The organism is Burkholderia sp. AU45251 (assembly GCF_030482905.1).
Taxonomy (GTDB): Bacteria; Pseudomonadota; Gammaproteobacteria; order Burkholderiales; family Burkholderiaceae; genus Burkholderia; species Burkholderia aenigmatica.
Genome location: NZ_JAUJQH010000002.1, coordinates 611620 through 629682 on the forward strand (window position 1 = coordinate 611620; position 18063 = coordinate 629682).

Here is an 18063-nt window from a genome sequence, read left to right on the forward strand (position 1 = left end):
CGGTTCATGAACTAGTCGCGACGCGTCTGCTCGCCGCGTGCGGCATCGCGTACCAGGCCCACGAGCGACTTCAGGATGAGCGCGGTCACGCCCCAGATGTCCTGCGCCTGCTCCGCCCAGTACCATGCGCCCGCGCGCTCGCCGTCCGGGTATTGCCGGAGCAGATCCGGATTCAGCAGCACCGGGAACGGAAACTCGAAGATCTCCGCGACTTCCGCGGGCGCCGCTTCCCATTTCGCCGTTTCCGGCACGATGCCGATCACGGGAAAGATCGCGTGATTGCGCTTTCTGGTTTTATGGATCGGCAAGCTGCCGACCACGCGAACCGCGTCCGGCGCAAGGCGGATTTCCTCGAACGCCTCACGCAATGCGGTCGCGCCGATATCGCGGTCGGACTCCGCCGGGCGGCCGCCCGGAAAACTCACATGCGACGAGTATTCGCTGAGATCCGACGCGCGCTTGGTCAGCAGGATCGTCGGCTCGCGCCGCGCGACGATCGCGACCAGCACCGCCGAGAATTTCCACTGTCCGTCGTTGTCCGCGAGAGATTGCTTCGCCGTCGGCCAGTCGGTGCCGGCAGGAATGCCGTGGCTTTCCACGCCACGAACGATCGCGTCCAGGGCGGCCTGCGGCGAGCCGGTCCCCGCAAGCGCGCTGGCCAACCCGCCGCTGGTATTCAGAACGCTTCCGTCTGGTTCCATGTCTTCCTCCTGCGTGCGGCAACCTGCACGCGCCGAGCGACACTGAACCCGACACGTGTTGCATGGGCACGGCGTCGTTGTGGTCAATCCGATGAGCCCGTGTTCGCATGCGATCGCAATTGACACGCGCAGGAGCGCGACTGTCTGCTTCAGCGCAAAAATATCCGCGAGCGTTGCGGATAGCTGAATGCCGGAGCCCGATCGCCGTCGATCGACGGAGAAACCCGATCATGCACGAAAAATGAAATTCCGACCGATCGTATGCGCACGTTACGTCGGCGCCCAAGCGGCGGAGGTCGGCTCGCCGTCGCGGTGGCGGCAGTGGTGGCGTGCAACACCGGCGCGATGGTGGCGGACTTCGGCGATCATTCACCCGATCACGCCACCTTTTGACGACCCATCCGATCGTCGCGCTGCTCGCGGTCGAGTACATCAAGCCGGACGCGAGCGGGCGCGTGTTGATCGACGCATTCTGTCCGTCGGAACACCGGCAATGCTTGCGCCACTCGACAAGCCGAGCCGGCCCATGCGACCCTGAACGACTTCCGGCGCATCGAGCAGCGCACACGCCACTCACCCCACTCACACGAGCGTCAAATGCCTTCCTACGCCTTCCGCCTGCTGAATGTATTCGCCGAATCGACGTTCGGCGGCAACCCGCTTTGCGTATTCGAAGATGCGCGCGGCATGGACGACGCGACCATGCGCGCACTCGCCGTGCAGTTCAACCTGTCGGAAACGACCTTCGTGCTGCCGTCGGCGCGCGCGCATGCGCGGGTACGCATCTTCACGCCGGGCTACGAGATGGCCTTTGCGGGCCATCCGACGCTCGGCACCGCGCATGTCGTGCGCGACCTGCTGGGTGCGGGCAACGATCTCGCGCTCGAATTCAAGGCCGGCGTGGTCGACGTCAACGCGCACGACGACGTGTGGACGTTCACCGCGCCGCACGTGGGCATGCCAAAGACGGCGCCGTGCGATTTGTCCGCTGCCCGCACGGCGGCCCTGCTGGGACTCACGGAAGCCGATCTGCTCGCGCCGCCGATCTGGGTCGACACGGGTGCAGACCAGTTGCTGGTCGCGGTCAAGAACCCCGCCGCCGTACGGCGTGCGCAGCCCGACAGCGCCCGCCTCGACATCTGGCCTCAAAGCAGTCTCGGCCGCAGGACCGCGTATGTGTTCGCGTTCGACGCCAAGCGACCGGGGACGGTGGTGTCCCGTTACTTCTTCGTGAAGCAGGGCGGCGGCGTGTCGGAAGATCCTGGCACCGGGTCGGCCTGTGCGAACCTCGGTGGCTGGTTGCTTGCCGCCGGGCACGATCTGCCCGCCGCGTTTCAGGTCGAGCAAGGCGATGCCGTCGGCCGGCCTTGCCGACTGCGGCTGTCGGTCGGCGCGACGGGTAAAATCGGCGTCGGCGGGCGCGTGATCGAAATCGGGCGCGGCGTAATCAACGTGTGACGGGGGCGATCAGGGCGGCGCTTGCGCGCATCGCGCCCCCACCCGCCACACTGTCACTTCGTGCAGCGTCTCGCCGTGCCTGAGTACGCCCAAGTCATGGCTGATCGATGTCAGGTGAAAGAAAACAGGGTGCAGGGCTTACTGGCCTGGAGGGGGTTCTGCGGTACGTTCCCGCTCCTCCCCTTCACATGCCCGCTCGCTGAGCGGGTATTTTCTTTGTCTCGCCCGCTCAACTGTACGTTCACTCGAAAATAGCGTGTTTTGCGCACGCACTGACACCACGCACGGTAGTGCGTATACATCCATCTTCGGTGTAGCGCGCAATTGGGACTGCGTCGTGACCCAGCATCCGTATCGAGCAGGCATCGGCCAGTAGCAGACAATCAGCGCCTTGTCTGGAACGACCGATTTAAGTCGAATTGAAGCATCCCCACGCGGCACGCGAGCAACCTCAATCTGCCTCTGTTGAAAAACCTCGACGCTGGCAATAGCCAGTCCGAGCAACAGCACGTCCACAACAGATGGCACCTCGCAGCCGGAGCGCTGCTACGCCTTCACGAACCCTCCAGCGTCGAAACTGCAAGTCACCGACGTATTCGCTGCCTCGACGTTCACCTCGGACGGGTCGCCCTCTTCGAGCGTCTCGAGGCGACAGCGTCCGGCATCGCCACCATCACGGTCTGGCCGGACGACGCGCATACGAGCTAACCCTGTAGTCGTGCGGACCTTGCTCATAGGCAACTGCCCCGTTGAGCGGCGAACACGTCAGCCGAAATGTGAACCGAGCACGATCGGCGACCGAGTCGAGCCGCTCGCTCATTTCCGGTGTCCCTTGACATCGAGACGATTCGTCCTCAGACTTTATGTACCGTAATTAGATTCATCTGTATCGCATAACGATACACAAACCAAGAGGGTCAATTGCAAAACCATTCCAGCCGTCTGGGCAAGGCTGGGGCATTGTCGCTACTGCTTGCCGCCTGTCCAACTATCATGGTGGGTTGCGTTCTCGCCCCGGGATTGCCGGGCATTGCGCCCGCTCTCGGCGTGCCTCACGCAGCCAGCTGGCTCGTGACGCTCCCGTCACTGGGCGTCGTATTGTTTGGTGGGGTGTCCGGGCGATTCCTCACGAAAGTCGGCGCGTATCGCGCCCTCTGCTACGGGCTTGTGTTGTATGCAGTGTTGGGGGCGGGAGCCGTCATGCTCCACGGTCCCATTCCGGTATTTGCGGACCGGATACTGCTCGGCGGCGCCACGGTCATCGTCATGGCAGCCGGTACCACGCTGATATCCGAGTTCTTCTCGGGAGCGGCTCGGCTGGCGGTGATTGCGCGCCAAGGTGTGGCCATCGAGATTGGCGGCGTCATTTTCCTGTCGATTGGCGGAATGCTGGCACGCATCGGATGGGCAGGGCCATTCGCGCTGTATCTTGTCGCACTCCTGATATTGGCTATGGTGCTGGCCTTCGTTCCGAATCAGGTGCCGTCCCCGGTGGCCGAAGTATCGATCTGCAGTGCGACGCAAACAGGCGAGACGACCTCGATTTTCGGCGCGGCATTCCTGTCGATGCTTTGCTTCTTCACCGCGATTATCGTTCTGCCATTCCGGCTGACCACTGGCCTCGGGCAGGTCGCATTCAGCGAATCGGAGGTCGGCTATGTGCTTTCCTTCGTGTCGGTGGTCGCTGTCGTAGTCGCTGCAGTGATGCCGCGGATCATCAGGCGAGTCGGAGCATCATTCACATTCGTGCTTGCTTTCTCTGCCTATGCCCTGGCGCATTTGTGCTTCGCACTCGCAGTGGATCCAGCAATGCTGTTCGCGGGAACCGTGTTGCTCGGTACCGGCTTCGGATTGTCGACTCCGCTCGTCAACCACATGACGATCGAGCGCAGCGACGCAACAGCGCGAGGTCGAAATCTCGCGCTGTTGTCCGTTGCCATTTTTCTGGGTCAGTTTGCGTCATCGTTCATGGAGCTGGTACCAGGTGGACATTCCATTCCGTTTTATCTGGCTGCGGGCGTCTCGGCGATAACGGCGATTGCCTGGAGCATTCGGTCTCGCCCCGCCCCGAACATTGACCGCACATCGGCGTGACTCGCCGTACAAGAACCTCAGAGGAAATTAATCAATACGTAATGCTAACCGCTTTGGAAGCAGCATGATTTCGTACCAACACCCGCCGCGGCCGGATGCCGTTTCGGTGCTCGCGTACTCGGGCCGAACTTCGTCGTCACCATGCCTTTCGTCGCGCGCACACCAGATTCCCCCACTCATTCGAGAGGAATAACATGCACACCAACCTGAAACGCCGAAAAATTCTCAGCGGCGCGCCTGCCCTCCTGGCCGGGATGGCCGCGGCGAATACGTTGCCGTCCATTGCATCCGCGAGTGCGTCAGTCGCACCGGGTGGCACAAGCGCGGACCGAACGCGTATCACGTATTTTCAAGTCCCGATGCAGAAGCGGTGGCCGATCAATGAGAAACTGGTGAAAGACAAGCCGTACGCGAAATATTTCACGAAGGATCTCGTGGCGCCGGTCGACATGGTGAATGCGCTCGCGAGCGGCCCGCTTCCGCCGGAACACGTGCTCCCGCCAACGGTCGCCGGGCTGGCGAAGATGATGCAAACGTTCGCCGATGCACCGGTTTCCGGCTATGCGTTCATCGACGAAGGTCCGCTCGCCTACGCGCAGAGCCGGCATGTCTTCCCGGGCGTTACCGCGAAAATGTTCGAGTGGTGGTTCACGTGGCATCCGATCGAAAGCGAGCGCTACATGCTGTGGTTCCCGCACGCGCACATTCACAACTCGGTTGTCGATCCGGTTCGACTCGCCAATGACAAGCTGACCTACAGCGAGCGTCTTTATGGCAACCCGAATCACGTTACCGAATACATCGGCCCGTTGCTGCTCGACAGCTATATCAACTTCGATACGCCGGAGAGCTTCGGTGTTGACCCGGCAGCACTGAAGGCCAACGGGTTTACGTTCAATGCAAGCGGAATAATCACGCCGGTAACGGACCGGCACTCACCGCTGGTTTTCATGATCCACCTGGGTCGCGACACGCCTGCCGGACTGGAAATGATCAACCGCTACTGGATCGGCTCGCATGCATCGTTTGGTCGCTTCAAGAAATTCCCGGACGGCGCACGTCTCTCGCAGGAACTGGTCAGGAAGATGAAGCTGGACAAGGTCATGCTTGAAAATCTCGCCTACGAAATGGCCGTTCATGACATGACCGAATTCACATGCCTCGGAAAATTCCTTCCGGCTCTCTACCAGGAGTACGGTGCCTGACGGCAAGGCGCGCGTTGTAGTCGGGTGACACGATGTTGGCATCCGATCTACTACGGGCGCCGCCCGTTTCATCTGAAATCGATATCAGCGATTGATGAGGAAGCAATGAGCCGAGTTGAATTCTCGGCCAGCGATCCGTTATCCGAATACGACTTCGGGCTTTGGGATCCACTTCCCGAGAATCAGGCACTTGCGTCGATAAAGGTCATCGCATCGATCAACGGGTATCCGGCTCTGTCGTTGCGGACATTCGCCCGCAACGACAGGTGAATTCGACCGGATTACTCTGCCTTCATGCCATCAGTACGCGATTCTGGTCGCCGAGGCGGTGGACAGCCGCTGTTCTCCGGTCGCTGAGCGTCCGCTTCGGCATCGACAAAAACGAATTGCAGCTCACACTGCGCACGCAAACGAACTGCGACGCGGATCCAGTTGCAGATGTCTTGTGACCGGTTCTTGCGGAGGTCATTTCGTTCCGTATGATTTTCCATCGGCCTTTGTCCTATCGGGCTAAGGATGAGATCACGCAGATCAATGGGCAAAACCCGTTACCAGGGAAGCGGGATGTCGATTTTTTCCCGATTGTCGCCGAGGTACAGCGACGGAAGGAATCGCGACAGGAACGTAAATTCGTTGTAGCAATGCCTGAGCAGCGCATGCCCGAACTCGTCGGGGAACATCGCTCCGATCTCTTCGGGCGTTTTGCCGGCGGCCGGCAAATCCTGGCCGATATAGAAGTGACTGCGCAGTGCAAGGCCCCATGACGTATCTCGTCCGACATGAAGCAGGCGGCCGCCGACGACCTTGCCATCCGGTGTGCGTTCCGGATGCGTTCCGAGGCCGATGCGGCCGCATATCGCCGCCGATATGCGCTTCTCGTCCCGCGCAATCTTGTACGGATTCTCGTTGAAGAATTCCGACGCATCGCGGAACTGGATGGCGAGCTTTTGGGCCGGCAACCCGGTAAAGTATTCCTCGACCAGATGGATCGAGCCAACGTGGGTATTGTCGGTCCCTTCGGCCCACTCGCTGCTGACGTGATCGACCGGATGCCACCAGCGATAGTGGCGTGTGTCCGGGCGCGACCGGAACCACCACTCGAACATCTCGCCAGTGCAATGGTGCAGGTCGGTTCTGCAGGCGACATGAAGTACGCCGTCGGGCAACCGCTCGTATCCTGTTTCCAGGCGAAGCGGGGTCGGGTCAAGCAGGCTTTCTACTTCATCGAGTCTCATGGTTGTCTCCTGGGTTGCCCCGGTTGCCTGTCGAGCAACCGGAAATTTGAAAATGGTGCTTGTCTGTTTTGCCAAATCGGTACGTCGCTTATCCAGTCGCGAGCCCGAATGCTTTGGTGCGGTACCGGATGCTCCGCGCGTTGCCTGACGCGGAACGTTCACACCGGACGATTCCCCACTGATCGTGGGGGGCATCGTGCTTGATGGGAGCGTGGCCCAGAATCATTCAGGCGTCATCCGTCAGAACAATGTCGTCAAGCCCAGGCGCGCGATTGCCTGAGAGTGGCTGCTCGAGGCAGCCGTCGTTCCGATGAGTCCGTTGATCCAGGCACCCGTGGCGGGGTTGTCTCCCGACGCATACTGATAGACACCCTCCACGTAAGCCGACGTGCGCTTCGAAAACCAGTACATCAGCGATGCGGTGACCTGATGAGCCTTGTCATTTTGCAACGCGGCATTTCCCTTCATGTACTCGTAGTTTCCTCCGAACGTCCACGCATTCGAAATGAACCAGTTCGCACCGATCTGGCCCACGTCAATCCGAGCGCCGGTCATGGTGTTCTTCGTATTCGTATAGAGCATGCTGGCGAGCACGCCGCCGAAGTCATAGTGCACGCCGACGCCGCAGTTACGAATGCCGTCGTGTCCATTGTTCATTTGCGCATACTTCACCTCGGTGTAGGCTGCACCGATCGCGAAGGGCCCTTGCGAATAGTTGGCGCCGAAGCTCACGGAGCTTCCGGAGGAAAAGTCGCCGGCAACCCCACCGAATCCGTACAACGCGCCGAAAGTGACGCCGTGAAAATCCGGCGATTTGTACTTGACCGAGTTCGCAACGCGAGACGAGCCGGCCACTCGGTCGAAATCGAAAGAACCGGTCGGATTGTTGGGAACGCCGAGCGCGGAAAACGGCCCCTGACGGAAGTTGTACAGCCCACCGTACGGCAGCGCTCCATCAAATCCACCATTGCGGTCGTGAAATCCACCGAACAGCAGGGATTCCCACATGAAGTCATGCTGATTGCCCAACGTGAGTTCGCCGAATTGTGCGTCTGACAGGCCTACCCAGGCCTGCCGCCCGAAGAGGGAGCCGGCATCGGGAATCGTGGAACCGTTGGCGAGATCGAATTGATTTTCCAGCAAGAAAATTGCCTTGGTGCCGCCACCCAGATCTTCGGATCCCTTCAGGCCGAACAGGTTGGGTGCAAAGTTCCCGGTGTCCATCATCACGTTGCCGTGTCCGCCCTGATTGCTGACGTAGGTTATGCCGGCGTCGAGAAAGCCGAACAGCGTGACTGCACTCTGCGCGTGCGCAGCTAAACACACGCTCGAGCCTGCGATTGCAGCGATGATTCTCCTCATTGCCTTGTCTCCTGTTTTATATGGTTTATTGCATCGTCATTGCGGGTAAAGCGGTTTCTGGTGGAGCTCAGTCTGCGGTCCCGATATACAGGTGACGCAAACGTGGATCGTGACGAATCGAGGCAGTTGGCCCGGATAGCGCGAAGCGCCCGTGCTCCATGACGTGCACTTGATCGGCAAGGTCGAGCGCACGCTCGACGTCCTGCTCGACGATCAGCATCGTCAAACCGGACTCCTTGAGTTTGCGGAGCGTGAGGTAGAGCCGGTCCATCATCACCGGAGCAAGGCCAAGGCTGATTTCGTCGAAGACGATCAGGCGCGGTCGCGCCATCAGCGTGCGACCGATGGCCAGCATTTGCTGCTGACCGCCCGACATCGACGTGCCCGAATTGCTCCTGCGCGCCTGCAGATCGGGGAAAATGTCATAGACAGATTCAAGACGTTCACGGATCTGTTGAGCAGGCACGTTCCGCGCCGCAAGCATCAGGTTCTCCTCGACCGACAGCGAACCGAAGATGCGTCGACCCTCCATGCATTGAGAAAGCCCCAATGCCGCCATGCGATGGGGAGCATGGTCGTTGACGACCTGACCATCGATCCGGATGTCACCTGCCGTGGGACGCACGATGCCCGAAATGACATTCGCGAGCGTCGTCTTGCCTGCACCGTTGGTCCCGAGAACGGCGATGACTTCGCCGTTTTTCACCTTAAGGTCGATGCCATTCAGGACACGCGCCTGTCCGTAGCCGGCGTGGATGCCGCGGAGCTCCAGCACGGGAGTCGACCGTGCCTGTTCGACCGAACCGACACACGCTACGTCGTCGGGGCGAGGTGACGCTTCCGGATGACCGCCATCTGCGTCGGCGCTCCCCTTGCCGTGCGCAGTGCCGAGGTACACGGCGGCGACTTCGTCGCTGGTCAGCACCTCTTGCGTAGCGCCTTCCGCAAACTTGCGCCCGAAATTGAGCACGGTCAGGCGCTGGCAGCATTCGCGGACGATCCGGAGCACGTGCTCGATGATGATCATTCCCTGAACTTCGTGCCGCAGTGACCGGATCAAGTCGATGAGTTCGGTGATTTCGCTGTCGACCAGACCGGCGCCGACTTCATCCAGCAGCAGCAGTCTGGGTTCGAGCGCCAACGCCCGCGCCACTTCAAGTCGCTTGCGGCGCAGGAGCGGCAGTTGTCGCGCGGGCAGATCCGCCATATCGAACAAGCCGGTCCGCTCCAGAATGCGGTCGCAGGCCTCGATCGCGTCGCGCCTCGTGGAGAACGGATAGAGGCTGTAACGTGCCGCGAGCAGGTTTTCCCGAACCGTGACATTCAAGAACGGGCGCGGGATCTGATACGTCCGGCCAATGCCCAGTCGCGCGCGCTCCGTGGCCCCAAGTGCCGTGATATCGCGGCCGTCGAGCCTGACGGATCCGCCGTCGGCACGAACGGCGCCGCCCAGCAGACCGATCAGGGTGGACTTGCCCGCGCCGTTGGGACCAACGATGCCGACGATTTCTCCCGTGCCGATCGTCAACGACACGTTGTCCGTGGCGACGAGGCCGCCGTAGCGCTTGACCAGATCCGTTGCTTCCAGCAATGGATGTGCGAGGTTCATGAGTTGCCCCTGCCCTTGAAAATCGTCTGTCCGACGCCGGCCAGGCCCTGCGGCGCAAAGCGAATGACCAGAATGAGAATCGCACCCGTGAGTGCCAGATGCAGGGCGGGCCAGTCGGCGAGCAACTCGCCCAGCGCGACCACGAAGATTGCACCGACGGCAGGGCCCGCCCGCAATCCCTGGCCGCCGATGATGACGATCGACAACGCGCTGACCGTCCACTGCACGCCAAATGCACCATAGGGCTCCACGGTGCCCAGCTTCAGCGCCTGAAGGCCGCCGGCCACGGATGTCAGGAAGCTGGATACAACGAAAGCAGCCAGCTTGATCCTGAAAGTCCGCACGCCTATCTGGGCCGCGGCATCCTCATCGTCACGCACCGCACGCAGCAGGATCGAAAACCGGGAGCGCGTCGCGAGATCCATCGCGACGATGGTCACGACGAGCAGGCCGATGGCCATCAGGAACAGCGTGTGCAGCCCCGGCGTGTCCTTCGACAGGAATATTCCGGACGCGCCGCCGAACCCGTTGTAGTTGATCATGAAGAGACGGAGCGCCTCGGCAAGCGCCAGCGTGCCCACGGTGAAATACAGCCCTCGCAAGCGGAACACCGCGCGCGAGACTGCAAGGGCGAGACCTGCGCCCACCAGCCCGGTCAGTGGCAGGGCGACCAGGAACGGGAGCCCCGTGACATTGACCAGCCCCGTCAGTGCATAGGCGCCCGCCCCGAAAAATGCCGCCGTGCCCAGCGATACCATGCCGCCGTAGCCGGCCATCAGGTTCCACGCCTCGGCAATCGCTATCAGCAACAGCAGGCGAAAGCCGACCTCGAGTGCGTAGTCGCCCATTTGCGGAACCGCGATTCCGGCAACCAGCAGAAGGATGCAGGCGACCAGGACCGGCATGAGATCTGCGGTGGCGGAATGACGCTTCATGAGCTGCGGTGGTCGGGACGGTTCGCGCGAAACGGAATCGTTTGTCATTTGAGCCATCACCGGACTCCCGTAACCATGCCCTGCGGCCGCAGCGTCAGGGCGAGTAAAAAGAGAACCAGCCCGACCAGGTCGCGATAACCGTCGCCCAGCAGCAGGGCGCCGACGCTTTGAAGGAGACCCAGCGTGACCCCGGCGACGAGCGTGCCGAAGATATTGCCGATGCCCCCCATGACCACAACGGCGAAGCTCATCAGCAGATAGGTCGAGCCGGTACTGGGCGTGAACGAGAACGCCGTTCCGATCAGGACACCGCCCATCGCGGCACAGGCCGCCCCAAGCGCGAACGTCAGCGCATGCACGCGGCCGACATCCACACCCATGACTGCCGCCGCCGTCGGATCCGTCGCGGCCGCACGCAAGTCCCGTCCAAAGCCCGACCGTGTAATGAGGGCGTGCACGCCCAGCACGAGCAGCACCGACACGACGAAACCGATCGCATAGATCTCGGGCACCGTGACGGGGCCGAACTGCAGCGAGTGCGCCGCGTAGGGCGTCTCGATCGCTCTCGTATCCGCACTGAAGGCAAGCAGATACAGGTTCTGCAAGATGATCGAGATGCCAAACATCGACATCATCGGCGCCTCCATACCCTTGCCCGCGAGCGGCCGGATCAGGACCCGATGGAGCGGCAACGCGATGGCCGCTGCCGCAAGCGCCACGAGCGGCAACCCCAGCAGTGGATCCACGCCGGCCAGGCGGGTCAGGAAGTACCCGAGATAGGCGCCCGCCACGAGCAGCTCGCCATGAGCAAGGTTGACGAGCTTCATGACACCCAATGCAATCGACAGGCCCAACGCAGTCAGCGCAAGCATGCCGCCGAGCAGCAGGCCGGACGCGAGGCTGCTCGTGACGACGGAGAGATCCGGCAATGAAAGTCCTGGCATGACTGTTCTCCTGTCATGCGTCAGTGGGCGACAGGCAGCGGAAAGACCAGCTTTCCGTTTGCCCGGTCCTTCGGCCAGACGGTCAGGGCCTTGCCGCCCTGCCACTGCATGAGCGCGATCGGGATTTTCGACGTATGCGCGGCGTCGAACGCGACCGGCCCGACGACGTAGGTCTTGTTGGTCTTCCCGATTGCATCGTTGATCTTCTCGCGGTCGACGCTGCCCGCTTGCGCGATGGCATCGAGGAGAACCTGGGCAGCCGTGTACGAGTCTGCTATGTGCTGACTTTGCGTTTGCTTCATCTCGGACTCGAAACGCTTGCCGAGATCAGCCGCGCCGGGATACGGGAAGCATGGATCCCAGTAGCCGCCCACCAGGATGCCATCCGACAACCTGCCGAGCGCACGGGCAAACTGCTCCGGCTCGGCACCTTTTTCCATCACCAGAATCTTCGGCTGGAAGTTCGCGGAAACCATCTGCTTGCGCATGGCGATCGCCTGCGGCGGAATCGCGTCCACCAACGCGATGTGCACGTCGTCGGCCTTGGCCTGGCTGATCATCGACGTAAACTGCTGGGCATCGACGGGAAATGCGTTCTGCTGCTCGACGGTGAACCCGCCTTGCCTGGCCGCGTTAGGCCAGATCACACCGCCGACCACTTTGCCGTCCGGACCGTTGTCCGAAAAGATCGCGATCTTCTTGTTCGTTTCCAGCCGGTAATCCGCGAGCATGCGGAACGGGGCCGTGCCCAGATCACCTTCGTCGAAGAAGATGTCCCACGCGTACTTCCATTGGCGCACGGACTTGAACGCGCTCAGCGGATCGCAGCCAGACACGATCGGCACCTTTCGGCGCTCGGCGACGAGTGCGCCGGCGTTGACGAGCGCCGGCGTGCATGAACCGAGCATCGCGACTGCACCGTCGCGGGAGATCAGCGTTTCGGTGTTGCTTGCGGTCGAATTGGGATCCGTCTTGTCGTCGCGGATGACGAGCTTGATCTTGTGCCTGGTGCCGCCGACGTCGAGCCCGCCATTCTTGTTCACATCGTTGACCGCGGTCTCATAGCCCCACTTCTGATAGGCGCCGAAACCCGCGAGCGGACCGGACAGCGGTAAAGACGCGCCGATGACGATTTCGTCGGCGGCAACGACCTGGCTCGTCGCCGCGATAGCAAGCACAAACACGAGCGCGAGTCTTAGATTCGTAATGCTAAGCATTTATGTCTCCAATATTCTTTTGAAACGTTCCATTCCCGGCGTGATCACTGCAGCGTCACGGGTGCGTCATCTTTGGCCGCTCCAGTCCGGGAAGCCCGAGGGTCGGCGGGCCGGCTGGAACGGGAGCGAATCTGCGTAACGTCAGCGCTTTCTCATTCGATGTCCCGCGTCAAAAATCCACCGCGTCCGCGCCCTTGAGCTGCAGCATGTCTCGTGCTTCGGCGGGTGTGGCGACGTCAAGACCGAGTTCTTCGAGGATGCCCCGGATCTTGCGTACCTGGGCCGCGTTGTTCTCCGCCATCTGCCCGCGGCCGAGGTAAAGACTGTCTTCGAGGCCGACGCGCACGTTGGCGCCCATGACCGCGGCATGTGTCAGCAGACTCATCTGGTGACGGCCTGCCGCGAGCACCGACCATTGATAACTGTCGCCGAAAAGGCGGTTTGCCGTGTCCCGCATGAAGGTGACGCATTGCGGGTCCGGGCCGATCCCGCCCAGGATGCCGAAGATCGTCTGAATGAAGAACGGCGGTTTCACCAGGCCGGCGTCGACAAAGTGCGCCAGGTTATAGAGGTGGCCCACGTCGTAGCATTCGAATTCGAAGCGCGTGCCGCAACCGTCGCCGAGATCGCGAAGGATGTGGCGGATGTCCCGGAACGTGTTCCGGAAAATGATGTCCTCCGTCCCCTCCACGTAGGCTTTTTCCCACGGGAACTTCCAGTCCTTGATCTTCCCTGCGACGGGGTGAATGGAGAAATTCATCGATCCCATGTTCAACGATGCCATCTCCGGCTTGAAGCGCAACGGCGGTGCAAGACGTTCGTCGAGCGTCATCTTCGTCGATCCGCCCGATGTGATGTTGATCACGGCGTCCGTACCGGCCTTGATCGGCGCAAGAATTTCGGCGAATACGTCCGGATCGGCGCTCGGGCGGCCGTCATGCGGATCGCGCGCATGCAAATGCAGGATCGCGGCGCCGGCTTCGGCCGCATCCAGCGCCTGTCGTGCGATCTGTTCCGGGGTCAAAGGCAAATGCGGCGACATCGAAGGCGTGTGGATCGCCCCCGTTACGGCGCAGGTGATGATGACCTTGCTGGGCTTTTTTGCCATGGTTTTCTCTCTCAGCGGTTTTCAGCCGCGTTCATCTCGATCAAATGCGCCTGCAAGCGGGCGCGAAGCGAGTCCTGTTCTTCCTGCGGCCATCGCCGGAATCCCTCGCCGGTTTTCATGCCGAGCCGACCGTCCCGAACCAGCGATTCGAGGTAGGGAGAAGGGCCGGCCTGGTTTTCGATTTCAGGCAAGAGGACACGATGGATGGCAAGCGTCAGGTCGGTGCCGACAAGATCCGCGTTTTCGAGCGGGCCCAGCACCGGCAGGCGGCGACCGAAACTGGCCTTGACGACGGTATCGACCGTCCGCGCATCACATACACCGTTGGCGACCAATGAAATCGCCTCGCGCCAGAGTGCATGCTGCAGCCGATTGCCGATGAAGCCTGCGATGTCCTTCTCGACGATGGCTGGCGTCTTGCCTGCGCGAGTCAACAGATCGAACATCCGATGTGCGGTCGCAGCGTCCGTGTTCGGTGTTTTGATGATTTCGACGAGCGGGATCAGGTAAGGCGGGTTCCACCAGTGCGTCCCTAGTGCGCGGTGTCCCGACGCGAGCCGCTCCATGATTCTCGTGATCGGTATCGCCGACGTGTTGCTTGCCAGATGCGCGTGCGCAGGAGCAAGCCGCTCGAGCTGACCGAACAGATCCTGCTTCCACGCAAGGTCTTCCGGGCCCGCTTCAAAAATTGCATCGGCGTCGCCCACCGCTTCGCGCAGATCGGCAACCGGGGTGATTCGTTGCACGGCGCGCTCGTCCTGCCCGAGATCCAGGAGGTTTCGTTCGGTGCGCGGCCGCAGGCTGTTCAGCACGGCATGCTGAACGTCGTGGACCTTGACCTGATGCCCGGCCAGAGCGAAGACCTGAGCAATGCCTTGCCCCATCAGCCCTGCACCTATGACTGCGATTTTTTCCATTGTTCGCCTCATCCGGCCGTGTAGCCGCCGTCGGCATACACGGTATGGCCCGTGTGGAAATCCGACGCGCGGGAACACAGGAAGAGCAGTGGGCCCGCGAGGTCTTCCGGTTCACCGAGGCGCCCCAGCGGCACGCGTGCCAGAAAATCCGCGCGCACCTTGTTGGCCTTCTCGTTCTCCTCGAACATCCACGCGGTCAGCGGGGAACGGAACACGGTAGGCGCGAGCGCGTTCACCGTGATACCGTGTTTTCCCCACTCGCAGCCCAGTGCCCGGGTCAAGCCGTCCGTCGCGGCCTTCGACGCGCAATAGGCTGAATATCCCGCTGGATGTCCGAGCTTGCCGCGTGCGGATGACACGAGTACGACCTTGGCCTTCGTGCCGCGCCGGATGGCGCGCTGGCCAAACGCCCGACAAAGCAACCAGGCGCTCGTGAGGTTGCCATCCATCACCGCATCAAAACGTTCGGGTGACATGTCGATGATCGGACACGGATCGTTCATGCCGGATGCCACGACGAGAATGTCCAGTGAGCCATAGGCCGTCAACGCCGCGTCCATGACGGCTTCGCAGTCGGCCTCGGTGCCAGGCCTGCGCACGACGCACTGGACGTCCGCCCCCAGTTCTCTGCACTCCGAAGCGGTCAGCGCAACAGCACGTTCGTTTCCGGCGGCCAGAACGAGTTTCGCGCCTGCACCGGCAAGCACTTTGGCGGCAAGACTGCCGAATGCGCCCGATGCGCCGGTCACGACGGCGACTTTGCCGCGGATGTCGAAGAGCGATTGTGGATCCTTCAACCAGTGCCGGTTCATGCTGCTGCCCCCGCATAAGGCATGACGACGATCATCGTCGCCACTTCGTTCCCGTGATTCTTGACCTCGCGCACCTCATCGGCGGGAATCGCGCAGCTGTCGAATGGTCGAAGCACCACTTCCCTGGCGTCGGTTTTGATCGTCATCGCGCCGGCGAGGACCACGTACACTTTCTCCAGCGGTGAACTGTCAGGACCGGCTCCCCCGCCCGGTAGAAAATGTGACAGGCCGACCCAGAACGTCTCCGGACCGCCAGGGATGAATCCCTGCAGGCGCAGGGAACGCATGTCGTAGTGGTTAGGAGCCACATAGGCCGCGGCCTCGCCGAAACGCGTGACGTGCATGGTCAGGCTTCTCCGTTTTCGAGGCGATATTGACCGCTCTTGTCCACGATCGCCACGAGGCGAACGATACAACCGTCACCCTGCGTCCAGCGCCACGGGAAAGCTGCAAACGTCACGCGTTTGCCGGTCACCTTGTCGATCTCTCCACCGACGTTCTCGATGCCACAGATGCCCGAACTCAAGATTGCCTGGTGGCACGGTTCCCACTCCGGGAAGTCCTCGATGACCTTGCGACCCGTCTCGCGCTCGTATTCCTGGTTCACTTGGGGGAGCAAGCCGTTGGGCCAGCCGGGACCGTGCGGCCCGATCGCGGTGCCAAGCGGATGATCGAGCGCCTGAGTGTCGGTTCCGATCATCTTGACTTTCTTCTTGGCGAACCATTCACCGGCTTCCTTGTAAAAGCCCGGTGAGTACGCGTAGTACATGCGGCTGTCGCTGTAGTGCTTGTGCCACCCGGTGTTGACGATGACGATGTCGCCTTCGCGGATCTGCGGGCTCGCCTTTTCAAGATCTTCCGCGGTGATGACTTCCCATTTCCCTTTCGGAATGGACACCACGACGCCCGTGCCGAAGAAATACGGCAGCGGCACCTCGTCCATGAACGGGGTCCCCTCGACGACGTGAGCGGGCGCATCGATGTGGGTGCCCGAATGCATCACGGTCGTGATGCGCTGGGTCAGTACGCCGGACTTCGCCATGTTGTGCAGGCGCTCGATCTTGACGTCCTCGAAGTACGGCCAGCACGGCTGACCGAGGCCCCATGGATGGCTGAGGTCATAGAATTCCAGCCCCATGTCGTTTTTCAGGTTTTCCTGATAATTCACACCGCGAACCGTAATGGTCATCTACCCGCTCCTTGCTGATGAAAAAGGACAGCGCAGTTGCGCTCTCTTCTGTACCGCTATACAGTACATATGTACCTTTATGCGGTTGAGCTGATCTTAGGACGTAGAACCCCGATCGGCATCGGGATCTTCCCCATTGGGGATTTCCCTCGGCCGGATCGACTGCCGTCGATTTTTGAATCGACTTGAGTGCCGCCAGACCGGATCCGGTCTGTCAAACTGACGAAACACAGCAAAAAGAGGAATTGATCGTGAGCATGTCGTCTCCAATCGAACCAGCCGGGCAAACTGGCCGTGCAGCCAGCTCGACGGATCGCTCGGGCGTTCAGGTGATTGCGCGAGCCGCTGCGCTGTTGCGCGCGCTCGGCGAGCATCCGGATGGGCTGACGCTAGGAGAGTTGGCCAAGTTGCTGGCCCTGCCGCGCTCGACGGTGCAGCGAATCGTCGATGCGTTACATGTTGAAAACCTGGTGATCGCTGCATCGCTTTCGAGGGGCGTGCGTTTAGGACCGGCGCTACTGTCGCTTGCAGCAGCGGTACGCTTTGAAATCGCGGAACTTGCTCGACCGACGCTCCAGCAGATCTCGCGGGAATGCGGTGAAACAGTCGATCTTTCCCTGCTTGATGGCGACCGCGTGGTCTTTGTCGATCAGGTGGCGGGCGGGCATCGCCTGCGCGCGGAATCGGATGTCGGTGTTTCGTTTCCGTTGCATTCGAGCGCACCGGGCAAGGCGATCCTGGCAGCCATGAGTACGGATCGTCTGGAAAGCCTTCGTTCGGGTTTAAGACTCACTCAATTGACACACCACACAATTGCGTCGTGGCCCGAACTCAATGAAGCATTGAATGCCACTCGCGCAACAGGCATCGGAACCGATCTCGAGGAGAATTCGCTCGGGATTTGCGCTGTCGCCGTGGCGCTTCGTTTGCCTAACGGGGGTTGGGCTGCCGTGTCGGTTCCGGTTCCGATACAACGCTTCGCCGAACTGCGCCCACGTCTGGAAGCATTGCTCCTGGAACACGGTGGCCGTCTCCAGCAGCGTCTGGGCGACGGTCGTGCTGCGCCTACCTTGTAGGCGTCAGCCTGCGCTGCCATCTCGATGACATCGTCTTCCTCGATGTCCCTGTAGCAGAAGGCATCTACCCGTTCGCTTCGGCACATCGAGCGCGGTCACGATGCCGCTGTACATGATGTACCTTCAGCATCGCGCCGTGCTGGTTCGCGAGCGTGAACCGACTCACCGGCTGCCCGGCCACGATCGTCCCGTAATCGGTGT

The 18063-nt window shown here is 61.4% G+C and carries 17 protein-coding genes; 5 read left to right on the forward strand and 12 right to left on the reverse strand.

The features are described 5' to 3' along the window. Positions 1-11: 11 nt before the first annotated feature. Complete coding sequence (locus QZM67_RS09500; RefSeq protein ID WP_301802086.1) at positions 12-701, reverse strand: CoA pyrophosphatase; 690 nt, start codon at positions 699-701, stop codon at positions 12-14. 597 nt (positions 702-1298) lie between these two features. Between QZM67_RS09500 and QZM67_RS09505 the strand changes: the two genes are divergently transcribed. The 4 genes from QZM67_RS09505 to QZM67_RS09520 all read left to right on the forward strand — a co-directional run bounded on the left by QZM67_RS09505 (position 1299) and on the right by QZM67_RS09520 (position 5728). Beyond that, positions 1299-2159 carry a PhzF family phenazine biosynthesis protein gene (locus tag QZM67_RS09505; RefSeq protein WP_301802088.1) on the forward strand — a complete coding sequence of 287 codons (861 nt, stop codon included), beginning with the start codon at positions 1299-1301 and terminating at the stop codon, positions 2157-2159. Positions 2160-3080: 921 nt separating this feature from the next. After that, positions 3081-4253 carry an MFS transporter gene (locus tag QZM67_RS09510; protein WP_301802089.1) on the forward strand — a complete coding sequence of 391 codons (1173 nt, stop codon included), beginning with the start codon at positions 3081-3083 and terminating at the stop codon, positions 4251-4253. Positions 4254-4447: 194 nt separating this feature from the next. Continuing rightward, complete coding sequence (locus QZM67_RS09515) at positions 4448-5458, forward strand: hypothetical protein (RefSeq protein ID WP_301802092.1); 1011 nt, start codon at positions 4448-4450, stop codon at positions 5456-5458. A 105-nt stretch (positions 5459-5563) separates the two neighbouring features. Next, complete coding sequence (locus QZM67_RS09520) at positions 5564-5728, forward strand: hypothetical protein (RefSeq protein ID WP_301802094.1); 165 nt, start codon at positions 5564-5566, stop codon at positions 5726-5728. Between the two features lie 278 nt (positions 5729-6006). Here the strand turns inward: QZM67_RS09520 and QZM67_RS09525 are convergent, their stop codons facing one another. The 11 genes from QZM67_RS09525 to QZM67_RS09575 form a co-directional block, all read right to left on the reverse strand. Continuing rightward, the gene (locus tag QZM67_RS09525; RefSeq protein WP_301802097.1) at positions 6007-6693 is read right to left on the reverse strand and encodes a hydrolase; all 687 of its coding nucleotides are present in this window, start codon (positions 6691-6693) and stop codon (positions 6007-6009) included. A gap of 240 nt (positions 6694-6933) precedes the next feature. Beyond that, positions 6934-8055 (reverse strand): porin, encoded by a 1122-nt coding sequence (locus tag QZM67_RS09530; protein WP_301802100.1) that lies wholly within the window; start codon positions 8053-8055, stop codon positions 6934-6936. A gap of 67 nt (positions 8056-8122) precedes the next feature. Then, the gene (locus QZM67_RS09535) at positions 8123-9664 is read right to left on the reverse strand and encodes an ATP-binding cassette domain-containing protein (protein WP_301802102.1); all 1542 of its coding nucleotides are present in this window, start codon (positions 9662-9664) and stop codon (positions 8123-8125) included. Next, complete coding sequence (locus tag QZM67_RS09540; protein WP_301802104.1) at positions 9661-10647, reverse strand: branched-chain amino acid ABC transporter permease; 987 nt, start codon at positions 10645-10647, stop codon at positions 9661-9663. The genes QZM67_RS09535 and QZM67_RS09540 overlap by 4 nt, the downstream gene beginning before the upstream one ends. Before the next feature lie 8 nt (positions 10648-10655). Beyond that, positions 10656-11543: a branched-chain amino acid ABC transporter permease gene (locus tag QZM67_RS09545; RefSeq protein WP_301802107.1), complete on the reverse strand. Its 888-nt coding sequence runs from the start codon at positions 11541-11543 to the stop codon at positions 10656-10658. Positions 11544-11563: 20 nt separating this feature from the next. Next, positions 11564-12760 (reverse strand): amino acid ABC transporter substrate-binding protein, encoded by a 1197-nt coding sequence (locus QZM67_RS09550; protein ID WP_301802110.1) that lies wholly within the window; start codon positions 12758-12760, stop codon positions 11564-11566. A 169-nt stretch (positions 12761-12929) separates the two neighbouring features. Continuing rightward, positions 12930-13868, reverse strand: a complete 939-nt coding sequence (locus tag QZM67_RS09555) for a 3-keto-5-aminohexanoate cleavage protein (RefSeq protein ID WP_301802113.1) — start codon at positions 13866-13868, stop codon at positions 12930-12932. Positions 13869-13879: 11 nt separating this feature from the next. Further along, positions 13880-14785 carry a 3-hydroxyacyl-CoA dehydrogenase family protein gene (locus QZM67_RS09560; RefSeq protein WP_301802116.1) on the reverse strand — a complete coding sequence of 302 codons (906 nt, stop codon included), beginning with the start codon at positions 14783-14785 and terminating at the stop codon, positions 13880-13882. Positions 14786-14793: 8 nt separating this feature from the next. Continuing rightward, positions 14794-15597, reverse strand: a complete 804-nt coding sequence (locus QZM67_RS09565) for an SDR family NAD(P)-dependent oxidoreductase (protein WP_301802119.1) — start codon at positions 15595-15597, stop codon at positions 14794-14796. Further along, positions 15594-15941: a cupin domain-containing protein gene (locus QZM67_RS09570; protein ID WP_301802121.1), complete on the reverse strand. Its 348-nt coding sequence runs from the start codon at positions 15939-15941 to the stop codon at positions 15594-15596. The genes QZM67_RS09565 and QZM67_RS09570 overlap by 4 nt, the downstream gene beginning before the upstream one ends. A gap of 2 nt (positions 15942-15943) precedes the next feature. After that, a complete protein-coding gene (locus QZM67_RS09575; protein ID WP_301802123.1) occupies positions 15944-16786 on the reverse strand; it encodes a cyclase family protein in 843 nt (280 codons plus the stop codon). Positions 16787-16971: 185 nt separating this feature from the next. On the opposite strand from QZM67_RS09575, the gene QZM67_RS09580 reads away from it, so the two are divergent. Then, on the forward strand, positions 16972-17862 hold the full coding sequence (locus QZM67_RS09580) for an IclR family transcriptional regulator (RefSeq protein ID WP_301802126.1): 891 nt from the start codon (positions 16972-16974) through the stop codon (positions 17860-17862). Positions 17863-18063 lie beyond the last annotated feature (201 nt).